Here is a 14699-nt window from a genome sequence, read left to right on the forward strand (position 1 = left end):
CGCGGATTTTTCGTCTGGCATTGGTCGCCAATGCTGGGGGGCAACCGAAAGTGCTTACTCGGCTGTCGGCGGCACGTAGCCCTGCGCCGTATCCGCGCCTTCGCCGAAGAAGAACTTTTCCGTCTGCTTCATCAGGTATTGACGTGCACGCGGGTCGGCCATGTTCAGGCGGTTTTCGTTGATCAGCATGGTTTGCTGCTTCAACCAGGCCTGCCAGGCTTCCTTCGAAATGCTTTCGTAGATCCGCTTGCCGAGTTCGCCCGGCAGCGGCGGGAAATCGAGGCCTTCGGCTTCCTTGCCGAGCTTCGCGCATTGAACCATACGAGTCATGCTGTGCTTCTCCGTTAATCAGATGTGGGGCGGGCAGTCGCTTTATATGGGGACGCTCAGAGCTGTTTCATCAGCACGAGCGACTTGCGCTGCCAGTTATAGAGCCGGCGACGGTCTTCCGGCAGGTCGTCGACCGTGACCTTGACGAAGCCGCGTTTCAGGAACCAGTGTTCGGTGCGCGTAGTGAGCACGAAAATCCGTGTGAGACCGCGTGCGCGGGCGCGTTGCTCGATGCGCTTCAACAGGCGCTCGCCGTCGCCGGTGCCTTGCGCTTCAGGCGCGACGGTCAGACACGCCATTTCCCCGATGCGCTCCTGCGGGTACGGATACAGCGCCGCGCAGCCGAACAGCACGCCATCGTGCTCGATCACCGAGAAATGGTCGATGTCGCGTTCGATCTGGTGGCGGCCGCGCCGCACCAGCGTGCCGTCGGATTCGAGCGGCTCGATCAGCGACAGAATGCCGCCGACGTCGTCCGGCGTGGCTTCGCGCAGGCTTTCGAGGTTCTCGTACGAGATCATCGTGCCCACGCCGTCGTGCAGGAACAGTTCGAGCAGCAGGCTGCCGTCGAGCGCGTAGGGGATGATGTGCGCCCGTGCCACGCCGCCGCGGCAGGCGCGGATCGAATGCTTCAGGTAGAAGCCCGCGTCGCCGGTGACTTCGCCGCTTTCATGCAGCTTGTAGGCGTCGTCGAGCGACAGTTCGCGAACCAGTTCGGGCCCGTCTTCGCCGGTTTCCATCAGGCCCGGGGTTTCGGTCAGGAACACGATCTTGTCGGCGCGCAGCGCGATGGCCGCCGCCGAGGCGACATCTTCCATCGACAGATTGAATGCCTCGCCGGTGGGCGAGAAACCGAGCGGCGACAGCAGCACCAGCTTGCGGCTCGCTAGCGAATGGCGGATCGAATCCGCGTCGATCTTGCGCACCACGCCGGTGTGGGCGAAATCGACGCCGTCCAGAATGCCGACCGGGCGTGCCGTCACGAAGTTGCCGGACACCACGCTGATATGCGCGTGCGCCATTGGCGTGTTCGGCAGACCCTGGCTGATCGCCGCCTCGATATCCAGACGCACTTCGCCGGCCGCTTCTTTCGCGGACTCCAACGCACGCGCGTCGGTAATGCGCATGCCGTGCGAAAACTCGGATTCCACGCCGTGCAGGCTCATCTGCTCTTCGACCTGCGGTCGGGAGCCGTGCACCAGAACGATCTGGATGCCCATGGCTTGCAGCAGCGCGATATCGGACACGAGCGCATTCAGGAGCCCCTGATGCACCACCTCGCCGCCGAAACCGACGACGAACGTCTTGTTACGGAACGCATGGATGTAAGGGGCGACTGAGCGCATCCAGTCGACGAATTGCGCGTGCTGGGCGAGATTTTCCGTTGCTCCGGTGGGGGCCGGAGCGCTCGCAGGCGCGGGGACGAGGTCGGTTTGGGAATTCATGCCGGGGATTATAATGCGCCCCCATGTCGAATGTACCCAAAAGTCCCGCTACGGCGAACGAGAATGTGACGCCGGCCGCCGATCAGGTGAATGCCGGCGACGCGAAGCGCCGCGATGCGCAGGACGCTACCCGCAACACGCCACCAGGCGCACGTGAGTCCCTGCGCGCCGCGGATGACGCGCGCGTGTCCGCACAGAAAAAAAACCAGCCACAGGGCGCGCGCCGCGACGATGGGCGCGCGCAGAACGCGCCTCGCGGCCAACGCCAGCAGCAGGGCGCTGAACGGCGCGCACAGTCCGAAAGCACGCGAGATCCCAATCAGCCGAAGCGTGGCGACGGACGTGCCAATCAGCAAGGCGGTGCGCCCGCGCAGAAATCGCCGCAAGCAGGCGATGCGCAAAACGGCCAGCCCCGTCGCGAGCCGCGGCCGCCACGCGCCCAGCGTGTCGTCGAACCGAACCCGATTCCGCCGATTACATTCCCCGAAGCGCTGCCGGTATCCGGCCGCCGCGACGAGATCGCTAAGGCGATCGCGCAGAATCAGGTCGTGATCGTCTGCGGCGAGACCGGCTCCGGCAAGACGACGCAGTTGCCGAAAATCTGCCTCGAACTCGGGCGCGGTCTCGGCGCGGGCGGCACCGGTCTGATCGGCCACACGCAGCCGCGCCGGATCGCGGCATCGGCGACGGGCCGCCGCATCGCCGAAGAACTCGGCACGCCGTTCGGCGAAGTGGTCGGCTACAAGGTGCGTTTTACCGACAATCTGTCGCCGGGAGCGTCGGTCAAACTCATGACCGACGGCATTCTGCTCGCCGAAACGCAGACCGATCCGCTGCTCAAAGCCTACGACACGCTGATCATCGACGAAGCGCACGAGCGCAGCCTGAACATCGATTTTCTGCTCGGCTATTTGAAGGAAATCCTCGTCAAACGTCCCGATCTGAAGCTGATCGTGACCTCGGCGACGATCGACGCGGACCGCTTCGCACGCCATTTCGGCAGCGAAGAAAAGCCCGCGCCGGTGATCGAAGTGAGCGGGCGCCTGTATCCGGTCGAGGTGCGCTATCGGCCGGTCGCGGAGGACAGTCCGGCGGTGAAGGCGGCGGAAGGCTCTTCTCCTTCTTCCCGTGAGCGCGAGCGGCCGAAAACCCAGCGCGAGACTGATCGCGATCTGATGGAAGCGATCGTCGATGCGGTTGACGAGTTGTGCCGTGAAGGTCCCGGCGACGTGCTGGTATTCCTCCCCGGCGAGCGCGAAATTCGCGATGCAGCCGAGGCGCTGCGCAAGCATCATCCGCCGCATACGGAAATTCTGCCGCTCTTTGCACGTTTGTCCGCGGCCGAACAGGAACGCGTGTTCCGAACCTCGAACGCGCGTCGCATCGTTTTGGCAACCAACGTTGCCGAAACCTCGTTGACGGTGCCGGGCATTCGCTATGTGGTCGATACCGGGCTTGCGCGCGTGAAGCGCTACTCGTATCGCAACAAGGTCGAACAGCTTCAGGTCGAGTCGATCTCGCAGGCCGCCGCGAATCAGCGGGCGGGGCGCTGCGGGCGCGTCGCAGATGGCATCTGTATTCGTCTGTACGAGGAAAGCGACTACCAGGGCCGCGTGCGTTTCACCGATCCGGAGATTTTGCGTTCGTCGCTGGCGTCGGTGATTCTGCGGATGAAGTCGCTGCATCTGACGGCCATCGAAACCTTCCCGTTCATCGAACCGCCGCCGGGTCGCGCGATCGCCGACGGTTATCAACTGCTCAATGAACTCGGCGCTGTCGACGACGACAACCAGCTCACACCGCTCGGCCGCGAACTCGCGCGCTTGCCGCTCGATCCGCGCGTCGGCCGGATGATTCTCGCCGCGCGCGATCAGCAGGCATTGAAGGAAGTGCTGATCATCGCCAGCGCATTGTCGGTGCAGGACCCGCGCGACCGGCCGATCGAAGCGCAGGAGCAGGCTGACCAGGCGCATCGCCGGTTCGCCGATGAGCGTTCCGAGTTCCTGCAATGGCTGAAGATCTGGAACTGGTTCGAAGAAGCGATCGCGCACAAGAAGTCGAATCGGCAATTGCAGGACGAGTGCCGCAAGAACTTCCTGTCGCAACTGCGGCTGCGTGAATGGCGTGATGTGCATTCGCAACTGCTGACGGTGGTGCGCGAGCACGGCTGGCGTCTGAACGAGGCCGAAGCGACCTTCGAGCAGATTCACCTCGCGTTGTTGACCGGCCTGCTCGGCAACATCGGTCTGAAAGCCGACGACGAACCGTATTTCCTCGGCGCGCGCAGCATCAAGTTCTACCTCTGGCCGGGCTCGGCGCTGGTGAAGAAGGCCGGCAAGTGGGTGATGGCCGCGGAACTGGTCGAGACGAGCCGTCTGTACGCACGCTGCATCGCGAAGATCGAGCCGGAATGGATCGAAAAGATCGGCGAGCATTTGCTGAAGAAATCGTTGTCCGAGCCGCATTGGGAAAAACGCGCGGCGCAGGTGTCGGCGTTCGAGCGCGCCATGCTGTACGGTCTGCCGATCTACCACCGGCGGCGCGTGAGCTTCGGCAAGCAGGACCCGGCGCGTGCGCGCGAGCTGTTCATTCGCGGCGCGCTGGTCGAAGGCGAGTTCGATACGAAGCTCGCGTTCTTCGCGCACAACCGCAAGCTGCTCGCCGATATCGAGCAACTCGAACACAAGTCGCGCCGCCAGGACGTGCTGGTCGACGACGAACTGATTTTTGGCTTCTACGATCAGGCGTTGCCACAAGGCATTTACACGGGCGCATCGTTCGAACGCTGGTATCGCGACGAGGTGAAAAAGAGCGGTCAGCCGGAAGACAAATTGCGTCTGCTGTATCTGTCGCGCGACGATCTGATGCGGCACGAAGCTGCCGGCGTCACGACCGACCTGTTCCCGAAGCGCATGACGATGGCGGGCGTCGAGATGGCGCTCACCTATCACTTCGAACCGGGTTCCCCGCGCGACGGCGTAACGCTCGCGGTGCCGCTGTATGCGCTGAATCAGGTCGACGCGCGGCGTTGCGAGTGGCTCGTCCCGGGCATGCTGAAAGAGAAGGCGCAACTGTTGCTGAAATCGTTGCCGCAGAAGCTGCGTCGTCATTGCGTGCCGCTGCCTGAGTATGCGGCGGGTTTCGTCGAACGGCATAGCGGTCCACGCTTCGGCGCGGGCGGGTTCCTCGAGTCGCTGATCGCGGACATTCGCGAGCAGACCCAGGTCGCGATGAAGCAATCGGACTTCAAGCTCGAGACGCTGACGCCGCATCTGTTCATGAACTTCAAGGTCGTCGACGAGCACGGGCGGCAGCTCGCGATGGGCCGGAATATGTCGCAACTGCGCGCCGAGCTCGGCGGCCAGGCGCAGCAGCATTTTCAGAAGATTGCGTCGGGCGCGGCTGGGGCGGCGTTGGCGGATGCGGGCGGCGGTGGCGGCGTGGCCGCTGGCGCGCAAGCGAGTGGAGCAGCCGGCGCGATAGGCGGAGCGGCGTCGCGAGGCAAGGGTGCCGCTGCGGCCGGTCCGCAAACTGCGCCGCGAGACGGCGCGCAAGGCACCGCGCTGTACGAAAAGCTGACGACGTGGAATTTCGGCAAGCTCCCCGAGTTGCTCGAAATTCGCCGTGGCGGCCAGACTTTGTTCGGCTATCCGGCGCTAGTGGATCGCGGCACGCACTGTGACGTCGAAGTATTCGATTCACCGGACGAGGCCGCGCGCATCCATCGCGCAGGGTTGCGGCGATTGTTCGCGTTGCAACTGAAAGAGCCGATCAAGTACCTGGAGAAGAATCTCCCGGGTTTGCGCGAAATGGCGATGCAGTTCATGCCGCGCGGCACCCAGGAGGAGCTGCGGGATCAACTGATCGACACCGCGCTCGACCGTGCCTGTCTGCAAGATCCGCTGCCGGCCGATGACGTCAGTTTTCATACGCGCCGCGACGAAGGCCGCAGCCGTCTGACTTTGCTGGCTCAGGAAATCTCGCGGCTGGTGGGGCAGATTCTGAGCGAATACGCGACCGTGACGAAGAAGTTGGTGCAGGCAAAGTCTTTCACGGCGGCGTATGCGGATATGCAGAACCAGCTCGATGGACTGATCGGAAAGCGCTTTGTGGTCGACACGCCGTACCCGCAGTTGGCGCACTTTCCGCGTTATCTGAAAGGGATTGCGATGCGCATCGACAAGCTGAAGGCGGACTCCGCGCGCGATGCACGGCAGTTCGCTGAATTCCAGCCGCTCTTGCAGAACTACCAGCGCGCGGTCGCGCAGCGCGGCGGCGTGCTGGACCCGCGCTTGTCGGAATTCCGCTGGCTGCTGGAGGAGTTGCGGATTTCGCTGTTCGCTCAGGAGTTGCGTACGCCGATGCCTGTTTCCGTGAAGCGTCTCTACAAAGTGTGGGAATCGATGCAGCGCTGAGTGCCGCGTGGGGTGGGACGCTGCGCGTGACGGTTCCATCTGGGCGCGGCGGCGGGCTGCGAGGTGCAACGCTTTGCCGCGCGCAAAAAAAGCGCGTGACATCACTCCTTGTGAGAATGACACCACGCGTAAAGGGCGCGGGCCCTTCCGGACCCGCGCCCGCTCGCTGCTTTTACAACAACGCTAAAGCCATTACGGTGGCTGGCTCAGGTCGAGCCAGTCCCGCGTCTTACCAATGCATGCCGGCGCCGACCGACGCGCCGAACTGGCCGCGCGAGTCCGAGGTGCCTTGCACCTTGTAGACCCACTTGCCGGTTTCAGACAGTTGCGACACGCCGATGGCGATTGCCGACTGGCCGCCGTAGGTGCCCGCAGCCATTGCGACCATGCCGTGACCCGGCAATACGGCTTGCGGCAAGCCCGCAGCCGCCAGTGCCGTTGCCGTGCCGCGGTAGGCATCGCGGCGAGCGGAGCGGATCTGGTCGTTGGTGTAGCTGTTGGCCTGACCGACCGCGCCGTTCATGCTCTGCTGCAACTGATTGACGTTGACTGCGTCCGTACCTTGCACCCCGGCTGCCACGTTGGTGATCTGACGCTCCGCACCCGCAGCGCCGACCGACACCGTGTTCGCGCGATCCGCGACTGAGCCTTGGCCTAACGCGACCGCGTTGTCGGCGCTCGCGTTCGCTGAGGCGCCGAGCGCGGTGGCGTTATTGCCGCTTGCGATCGAGTTCGCGCCGATGGCCACCGCGTTCGTTCCGGTGGCTTGCGCGTTCGCACCTGAAGCGACGGAGTGCGTACCGGTTGCTACCGCGCCTTCGGTATCGCGATCGCCTTCCGCGCTGAAGAACGGGTTGGCGGTATTGACTGTGATGTTGCTGACCGCGCCGTTGATGGCCGCGTTCAACTGACCGAGGTTGACCGCATCGCTTGCGTCGACGCCGTCCGCGACGTTGTGAATCGCGGTGCCGGCATCGCCACCGAGCGTCACGCTGTTCTTGTTGACGGTGCCGTCGGCGTTCTGGTCGTACATCACTGCGCCGTCGAGCTTGGCGGCAGTGGCGGCCGATTGGTCGCTGACCGCCTTCAACTGCGCGACGTTGACGGCGTCGGTGTCGGCGGTGCCGGCTGCGACGTTGGTGATCTGACGTTCGCTGCCTGCCGAGCCGACCGAGACGCTGTTTGCGCGGTCGGCGATCGAGCCTTGGCCGAGTGCGACGGAGTTGTCGGCTGTGGCGCTCGCGCCTTGGCCCAATGCAACCGAACCGGCCGTCGTTGCCGCGGCCATATTGCCGAGCGCGACGCTGCCGAATGCGGTGGCCGAGGAATTGCTGCCGATCGCGGTGGCGAGCGGGCCAGTTGCTGTTGCGCCGCCGCCTACTGCCGTGTCGCCCGTGTCGCTGGCGACGGAGTTGGCGCCGACCGCCGTCGAGATCGTGCCGGTTGCTGTGGCGAGGGTGCCGACTGCGGTGCTGTCGGAGGCGTTCGCCAACGCGGTCGTACCGGCGGCAAAAGATTTCTCGCCCGACGCGCCGGCGCCGCTGCCGATTGCGACCGAGTGGTCGCCGGTGGCGGACGCATCGTCACCGCTGCCGTCGATACCGGTCGCCTTGAAATAGCGCGACGCGCTGGCGGTGGCGGCAGCCAGCTGGCTGACGTTGACGGCGTCGGTGGCTTCCGTGCCGGCTGCGACGTTGGTGATCTGGCGTTCGCTGCCGGCCGAGCCGACCGAAACGGTATTGGCGCGATCGGCGACTGAGCCTTGGCCCAACGCGACAGAACCAGCCGCAGCGGCGCTCGAACCTTGGCCCAATGCGACGGAACCGTCGGCGCTGGCTTCAGCCATGTTGCCGAGCGCGACGCTGCCCAATGCCGTTGCGGATGAATTGGCTCCAATCGCAGTGGCGGCCGCGCCCGTTGCTTCTGCACCTGCGCCTACTGCGGTGGCTACCGAGGCGTCGGCAACGGAATTGGCACCGAGCGCAGTCGAGCTTCTATCGGTCGAGGAGGCGTTGTAGCCGACTGCGACGGAATTGGTCTGCGTAGCGCTGGCGTTTGCGCCGGCTGCGACTGAGTGCGTGCCGTTTGCGGCTGCATCGTCGGAATCATCGCCGGCGCCATCAGCTTTGAAGTAGCGCAGGGTGCCGCTTTGGGCGAGCGTATTGACCTTGCCGTCGACAGCGCTCAACTGGCTGACATTGACTGCGTCGGTGGGGGCAGCGCCAGCCGCGACGTTCGTCACACGGCGTTCATTGTCGGCGGAGCCGACCGATACTTCGCCGGTTGTGGTGGTGGCGACGACGGGTGTGGCGCCTGCGCCGGTCGGCACGACAGCTGCCGCATTCAGATTGGCGGTGGTGGTCGAGTTTGCGCCCAAGGCGACGCTATTGGCAGTCGATGCGGTCGCGCCGTAGCCGAGCGCTACAGCGTTGGTTCCCATGGCCGTGCTGTACGCACCTAGTGCGGTGGCGCCTTGCTCCAAGGCGTTGGAGAGGCCTCCGAGTGCCGTGCTGTAGTCGGCTGTTGCCCAGGCCGCGGATCCGTTCGCCGTGGAACTGACTCCGCTGGCGACTGTGCTAAAGCCGATTGCGGTAGCACCTCTTTGGGACGCGAGCGCGGTGGTACCCAATGCGACAGCGCCGACGTCCATTGCTTTTGCCCCGTCGCCGATTGCTGCCGAGCTCTGCCCCGATGCAAGCGCTCCGCCACCGGCAGCAACGGTTCCGGCTGCCGTGGCTTGCGCATTCTGGGTCAAGCCGGCGGTCGACGGATCGGCGGCAAAGTAATAGGTTGCCGCGGTGCTCTGAGCATGTGCTACAGACACCCCACCCATCAACGCCGCCCCAGCCAACACCGCTTGCGCAATCGCCAGTTTCCGCGCGGTGCCGCGTTTCGTCTTCGACCGAGCCGTTTCCGACGTGGCCACCCACGTTCCCGTCGCTTCACACCAGACCGATTTGTAAATTTTATTCATGCTTTCAGAAAACTCCGCGGAATTACGAGCATGGACGGCACGTGAAAGCATGCTGATTCGAAAAAGGCGTCATCGCCCTGATTTTTCGCGCACAAATAGAACATATCGACCGCGGTTATTTCCGTCGTCCGTTTTCCGTGTCCTGCTGAATTATTCGCGCGTCCGAATCGCCTGCGTCACGCTCTTAAGTCCACTGGATTAAGTGCATGGGCGATGATCGGCGGGATTGTCAGACCTGGCGGGGGAGGGCGGAATAAGCAAATTCCTAAATGGGTGAAAATAAATAACTCGTTGTATTTAAATTTGAGTAAATGTTTTTTAGTTGTTAAAAATAAAGAATAGTCTTGTTTTGTCTTATGAAAAAATCAACAACATAAGAATGTAATAATTTATCGTTTTTAAAATTTATTTGATCCGATGCGGATTAGTTGCCGACTTTCTTACGCAAATCCGACTGCGTGTCATCAAGGCGTCGGAAATCGCTGACAGAATCGTGTCTGGGTCCGGCCGCGCTCCTGTTTCTCGACGCGTCAAACCGGTATCTACATCAACCGCCGGCCCCGGCAAACGTTCTACAATGACGGTTGTTCTCCGAAGTGAGTTTTCATGCGTAAATTTTTTCTTCCCGGCTTGACTGCCGCGTTCGCCGCAGGTGTGGCACTGGTCGCCGCCGCAGGCTTTTTTTCTCCGGCGGCCCACGCCAACAACGTGATCGTGCTCAATTCCGGCGAAGCCACGCTGAGCCTGATCGACGAGACCACCCGCCAGGTCGTCGGCACGGTGCCGACGGGCAAGGAACCGCATCACCTGATGGCCACGCCGGACAATTCGTCGCTGATCGTCGCCAACTCGGTATCCAACAACCTGATGTTCGTCGACCCGAAGACGGGCCAGGTCCAGCGCTGGGTCGAGAACATTGAGGATCCTTACCAGATCGGCTTTTCGCCCGACCGTAAGTGGCTCGTCACCACCGGGCTGCGTCTGGACCGCCTCGACATCTATCATTACGACAGCCAGAAAAACCAGATGGCGCTGGCCTCGCGTCTGCCGCTCGCGGTGATGCCGAGCCACATGGCGTTCACCAATGACAGCAAGACGGTTTTCGTCACGCTGCAGGTGTCGGGTGAGCTGGCCGCGATCGATCTGGCCACGCAAACCGTCAAGTGGAAGATGAAAGTCGGCAAGGTGCCGGCCGGCCTGTGGATGACACCGGGCGAGAAGTACCTGCTGATCGGCATGACCGGCGCGGATTACGTCGCCGTGGTCGACTGGCGCAACCAGAAAATCGTCAAAACGATCCAGACAGGTAAGGGTGCGCACAATTTCCGTTCGCTGGCTGACGGTAAGCATGTGGCGGTGTCGAACCGTGTCGCGAGCACGATCAGCATCATTGACGAAGACACGCTCACCAACGTCGGCGACATCACCGGCCTGATGCCGGGGCCGGACGACATGGAGCTTTCCGCCGACAAACGCTATCTGTGGGTTACCTTCCGCTTTGCGAAGCATATCGGCATCATCGACCTGAACACGCGTAAGCTGATCCAGACGATTGCCGTCGGCCGTTCGCCGCACGGTATCTATTTCTTCAATCGCGCGCCGGTCACGGCGCCGAACGGCGCTTGATGCTGTAATAAGGAAGTAACAGGCCGGCACCATGTTCCATCTGATTTTTTCTTCTCTCGACAGCTTCGTCTCGGCGGTGCAGACGCTGCTGTACATCGACGTGGTGCAGCCGTTGCTGTTCCGCTTCGATCTGATGGGCTATGACGAAGATACCTACGACAGCCTGTATTGGGTGATCGTCGGCGTCTTCGAGGTGGTGGCGATGTACGCGGTCCTGCGCCCGCTCGAGGCGCTCCGCCCGGTGGAGCAGTGGGAAAACCGCAAGGCAGTGCGCGTCGACGTGATTTACACGTGGATCGCCAAGCTCGGCATCCTCAACCTGTTCTTCTTTTTCGCGCTACAGCCGTTTTTCGACACCGTGCAGGCTTGGCTGCGGCTGCACAACATCGCGAATATCGAATTCGACAATCTGTGGCCGGGCGTCACGACGCGGCCGCTCGTCACGTTCGTGATGTATATGCTCGTGCTCGATTTCGCCGGTTACTGGTACCACCGCTGGGAGCATCGGATCGGCGTGTGGTGGGAATTGCACGCGGTGCATCACAGCCAGCAGCAGATGTCGCTGTGGTCCGACGACCGTAACCATCTGCTCGACGATCTGCTGCAAGCGTCGTTCTTCGCGGTGATCGCACTGGTGATCGGCGTGCCGCCGTCGCAATTCGTGGTGTTGGTGGCGATCACGAACCTGGCGCAGAGCGTGCAGCACGCGAACATTCGTCTGTACTTCGGCTGGCTCGGCGAGCGCCTGCTGGTCAGTCCGACTTTCCACCGCCGTCATCACGCGATCGGCTACGGCCATGAAGGCCTGAAGTACGGTTGCAATTTCGGTGTGCTGTTCCCCTGGTGGGACATGCTGTTTCGTAGCGTCTCGTGGAATCGGGAGATGGAGCCGACCGGTATCAGTGACCAACTTGAAGGCCGGCGCTACGGTGACGGTTTCTGGGCGCAGCACTGGCTTGCCTTCGTGCGCATCGCCGGACGGCTTTCGTCAAAGCGTCGCACCGAGGGCAGCGACGCCGCGCCGGTTTGAGCATTCTTCCTCTCACGCCGCCGGTTTTCCCGGCGGCGCGTCACGTGGTTTATCCTGTCCACGTTTGCGCGCACGTTCCTGGTTCGTTTTCTGGTCTGCATTCCGGTCCGCGTTCAGATCCGTTTGCCGGACCCGCCGCCGGTTCGTCGCGCTGTTCTCCTTATTCCATTGTTTTGCTCACCGGCACTGGCTCGCATGAATGATCTGTTGCGCTCGTTCGGGCGTGCGCTCGCAAGCGCGCTCCACCCGCGCATGCTCTGGCTGACCTTCCTGCCGTTTCTGGCGGCAACGGTCGGGTGGGGCGTGATCCTGTGGTATTCCTGGCAGACGCTGATCGGCGCCACCCGCACGTGGCTCGAAAGCTGGTCGTTCACCGTCACGCTTTACCATCTGTTCGACTGGCTCGGCTTTTCGGCGCTGCACGCGGCGGTCGCGCCGTTCATCGTGATTGCGATGGCGATTCCGTTGATCGTCGTCACGGTGTTGCTGTTGATCGCCACGCTGTCGATGCCGGCTGTGATCCGCTTTCTGTCGGCACGGCAATTTGCCGGCCTTGAAATGCGCCACGGCGGAACGTGGTACGGTAGTCTCGGTCAGGCGTTGTGGACCACGCTGGTCTGTCTCGTGCTGCTGATCGTCACGTTGCCGCTCTGGCTGGTGCCGCCGTTCTTCGCGTTGATTCCGCCGCTGCTGTGGGGATGGCTGACGTATCGCGTGATGAGTTACGACGCGCTCGCGCTGCATGCCACGCGTGACGAGCGGCGCGCGTTGGTGCGGCGTTTCCGGCTGCCGCTGTTGTTGATCGGTATCGCGAGCGGACTGCTGGGTTCGCTGCCTACGCTGCTATGGGCGTCGTCGGTCTGGCTGATCGTGCTGTTCCCGGTGATCACTGCGGTGACCATCTGGATCTACGCGTTCATCCTCGTGTTCTCGGCGCTGTGGTTCGGCTACTACTGTCTGCGCGCGCTGCAACGCATGCGCGCGGAAGAGCGCGGCCCGCGGCATGCGGCGCCGGTTCCTTACTGATGAATTACTAAATTAAGCGAAAGAGGCGGCAATGGCATTTGGCGTCATCATCATCGGCGACGAAATCCTGTCGGGCAGACGTATCGACAAGCATCTGCCGAAGGTCATCGAATTGCTGGGCGCGCGCGGGCTGTCGCTCAGCTGGGCGGAATATATCGGCGACGAGCCGGAGCGCATCACAGCAACGCTGCGACGCACGTTCGCGTCGGGCGACATCGTGTTTTCCACGGGTGGCATCGGCGCCACGCCGGACGACCACACCCGCCAGTGCGCGGCAGCCGCGCTCGGCGTGCCGCTCGAACTGCATCCGGAGGCCGCGAAGCTGATTCAGGAGCGCATCCGTGACATGCATCCGGCGAACTCGGCTACGCCGCTCGATCTGGAAACGCCTGAGAACCGGCATCGTCTGAATATGGGCACGTATCCGCAGGGCGCATCGATCATTCCCAACGGCTACAACAAGATTCCGGGCTTCTCGATCAATCAGCACCACTTCGTGCCGGGGTTCCCGGTCATGGCGTGGCCGATGATCGAGTGGGTGCTGGATACGCAGTACGCGCATCTGCATCACGCGATGCCGCACGCGGAAAAGTCATTGCTGGTCTTCGAGCTGCCGGAATCGCGCCTGACGCCGTTGATGGAAAAGATCGAACACGATTTTCCGGGCGTGCGAGTGTTCAGCCTGCCGAGCGTGGGCGATTCTGAGCGCGGCGGCGTGTATGCGCGGCATCACATCGATCTCGGTGTGAAGGGCGAACCGGAAGCGGTGGCGGCGGCCTTCGTGAAGCTGCGCGAAGGCGTGCATCTGTTGGGCGGCGATATTGTCGAGCCTGAGGCGGCTGCGGCTAAACCGCGCGGTTGAGTCGCGGTCGAGTCGCGCTTGAGCCGCGGTTTAGCCGCAGCCCACGCCACCCTTCCTGCGGGCGCGCTTGCGCCCGTGCCTGACTTAAGACTCGACGAACCGGTCAACAATCAGGCGCCGATCCACGGCAACCCGCGAAAGCACCAGCCCGACACCGTCTTCCGATGCCCCTGGCCGTCCTTGTCGCCTTCGAAGCCTTCCAGCAGGTCGTACGCCTTGGTATAGCCCGCCTGGGTGGCGGCGATCGCGGCGAGCTTCGAGCGTGCGGCGCTGCGGCACAAAAACAGCACCGGCGTATCGGGCGAGGCCGCCTGGCTCAGTTGCTGAAGGAATTCCTGGTTCGGCACGGCGCCCGGATAGCGCGTCCATTCCACATGCGCGTATTGCCCGTCGCCGATAACCGGCCGGCCAACCCAATCGAGTTCGGCACGGGTGCGCACGTCGACGAGACGCGTGCGCGGATCGAGTTGCAGCAGTTCGAACGCCTCGGCGGGCGATATCGCGCCCGCATAGGGCAACTGACTCTCGGTGCGGCGTTTGTCCGCCTGGGCGTACAACTGTTCGAGCGTGCTCATGAGCGCAAACCTCCTTCGGACCAAATGATTATTCTAGCGCGCGGCGTGCGGTGCGCATGCGGTTCGGAGGCGGCATCTCGTCCGCACGAAGCAAGACGATCGTGGCTCTATTTTGGTGCATATTTCTGCAAATGCACCAAAATAGACATGTCGCTCGTTGCTTATTTTATGGATGCACTAACCCGGTGCGTTATGTCGCGCAGAGATTTCGGGGCCGCATGCTGTTCGGTGCGCCCATTCCCCGCAAACGCGCGTGCAGGGCGGTTTTGCGCCGGGTTGGCGCATACATGGCACAGAAGCTGCTTTATTGGTGCCGATCGATTTGTTCCAGCAGGCTTTTATGTTCATCCTCAACGATAGAGGGGTGGACGCGCCGGGACGGGTCAGCTAGATTGGGCGGCGGCTGAATCCGCCGA

The 14699-nt window shown here is 62.8% G+C and carries 9 protein-coding genes; 5 read left to right on the top strand and 4 right to left on the bottom strand.

The genetic code is table 11. From position 1 onward, the window contains the following. Nucleotides 1–54 precede the first annotated feature (54 nt). Nucleotides 55–330 carry an oxidative damage protection protein gene (locus tag HHL24_RS02790; protein WP_035546551.1) on the bottom strand — a complete coding sequence of 92 codons (276 nt, stop codon included), beginning with the start codon at nt 328–330 and terminating at the stop codon, nt 55–57. A gap of 56 nt (nt 331–386) precedes the next feature. Continuing rightward, nucleotides 387–1775 carry an amino-acid N-acetyltransferase gene (argA, locus tag HHL24_RS02795; RefSeq protein WP_169483871.1) on the bottom strand — a complete coding sequence of 463 codons (1389 nt, stop codon included), beginning with the start codon at nt 1773–1775 and terminating at the stop codon, nt 387–389. Between the two features lie 23 nt (nt 1776–1798). Between argA and hrpA the strand changes: the two genes are divergently transcribed. Then, nucleotides 1799–6190, top strand: a complete 4392-nt coding sequence (hrpA, locus tag HHL24_RS02800) for an ATP-dependent RNA helicase HrpA (protein WP_169483872.1) — start codon at nt 1799–1801, stop codon at nt 6188–6190. 229 nt (nt 6191–6419) lie between these two features. On the opposite strand, the gene HHL24_RS02805 is transcribed toward hrpA, so the two are convergent. Further along, nucleotides 6420–9164, bottom strand: coding sequence for a YadA-like family protein (locus HHL24_RS02805; RefSeq protein ID WP_169483873.1), 2745 nt, complete (start codon nt 9162–9164; stop codon nt 6420–6422). Nucleotides 9165–9770: 606 nt separating this feature from the next. Here HHL24_RS02805 and HHL24_RS02810 point away from each other — a divergent pair. The 4 genes from HHL24_RS02810 to HHL24_RS02825 all read left to right on the top strand — a co-directional run bounded on the left by HHL24_RS02810 (nt 9771) and on the right by HHL24_RS02825 (nt 13708). Continuing rightward, nucleotides 9771–10790, top strand: coding sequence for a YVTN family beta-propeller repeat protein (locus HHL24_RS02810; protein ID WP_169483874.1), 1020 nt, complete (start codon nt 9771–9773; stop codon nt 10788–10790). 31 nt (nt 10791–10821) lie between these two features. Continuing rightward, nucleotides 10822–11820 (top strand): sterol desaturase family protein, encoded by a 999-nt coding sequence (locus tag HHL24_RS02815; RefSeq protein WP_169483875.1) that lies wholly within the window; start codon nt 10822–10824, stop codon nt 11818–11820. Between the two features lie 195 nt (nt 11821–12015). Beyond that, the gene (locus HHL24_RS02820) at nt 12016–12846 is read left to right on the top strand and encodes an EI24 domain-containing protein (protein ID WP_169483876.1); all 831 of its coding nucleotides are present in this window, start codon (nt 12016–12018) and stop codon (nt 12844–12846) included. Between the two features lie 31 nt (nt 12847–12877). Further along, a complete protein-coding gene (locus HHL24_RS02825) occupies nt 12878–13708 on the top strand; it encodes a competence/damage-inducible protein A (RefSeq protein ID WP_169483877.1) in 831 nt (276 codons plus the stop codon). Nucleotides 13709–13818: 110 nt separating this feature from the next. Here HHL24_RS02825 and HHL24_RS02830 read toward each other — a convergent pair whose 3' ends face one another. Further along, on the bottom strand, nt 13819–14283 hold the full coding sequence (locus HHL24_RS02830; protein ID WP_169483878.1) for a rhodanese-like domain-containing protein: 465 nt from the start codon (nt 14281–14283) through the stop codon (nt 13819–13821). Nucleotides 14284–14699 lie beyond the last annotated feature (416 nt).

Source organism: Paraburkholderia polaris, from assembly GCF_012927345.1.
Classification (GTDB): Bacteria; Pseudomonadota; Gammaproteobacteria; order Burkholderiales; family Burkholderiaceae; genus Paraburkholderia; species Paraburkholderia polaris.

Excerpts from the sequence above, each read along its gene's own strand:
- HHL24_RS02830 (WP_169483878.1), bottom strand. The coding sequence starts at position 14,283 with ATGAGCACGCTCGAACAGTTGTACGCCCAGGCGGACAAACGCCGCACC.
- HHL24_RS02790 (WP_035546551.1), bottom strand. The coding sequence starts at position 330 with ATGACTCGTATGGTTCAATGCGCGAAGCTCGGCAAGGAAGCCGAAGGC.
- hrpA (WP_169483872.1), top strand. The coding sequence starts at position 1,799 with ATGTCGAATGTACCCAAAAGTCCCGCTACGGCGAACGAGAATGTGACG.
- HHL24_RS02805 (WP_169483873.1), bottom strand. The coding sequence starts at position 9,164 with ATGAATAAAATTTACAAATCGGTCTGGTGTGAAGCGACGGGAACGTGG.
- argA (WP_169483871.1), bottom strand. The coding sequence starts at position 1,775 with ATGAATTCCCAAACCGACCTCGTCCCCGCGCCTGCGAGCGCTCCGGCC.
- HHL24_RS02825 (WP_169483877.1), top strand. The coding sequence starts at position 12,878 with ATGGCATTTGGCGTCATCATCATCGGCGACGAAATCCTGTCGGGCAGA.
- HHL24_RS02820 (WP_169483876.1), top strand. The coding sequence starts at position 12,016 with ATGAATGATCTGTTGCGCTCGTTCGGGCGTGCGCTCGCAAGCGCGCTC.
- HHL24_RS02815 (WP_169483875.1), top strand. The coding sequence starts at position 10,822 with ATGTTCCATCTGATTTTTTCTTCTCTCGACAGCTTCGTCTCGGCGGTG.
- HHL24_RS02810 (WP_169483874.1), top strand. The coding sequence starts at position 9,771 with ATGCGTAAATTTTTTCTTCCCGGCTTGACTGCCGCGTTCGCCGCAGGT.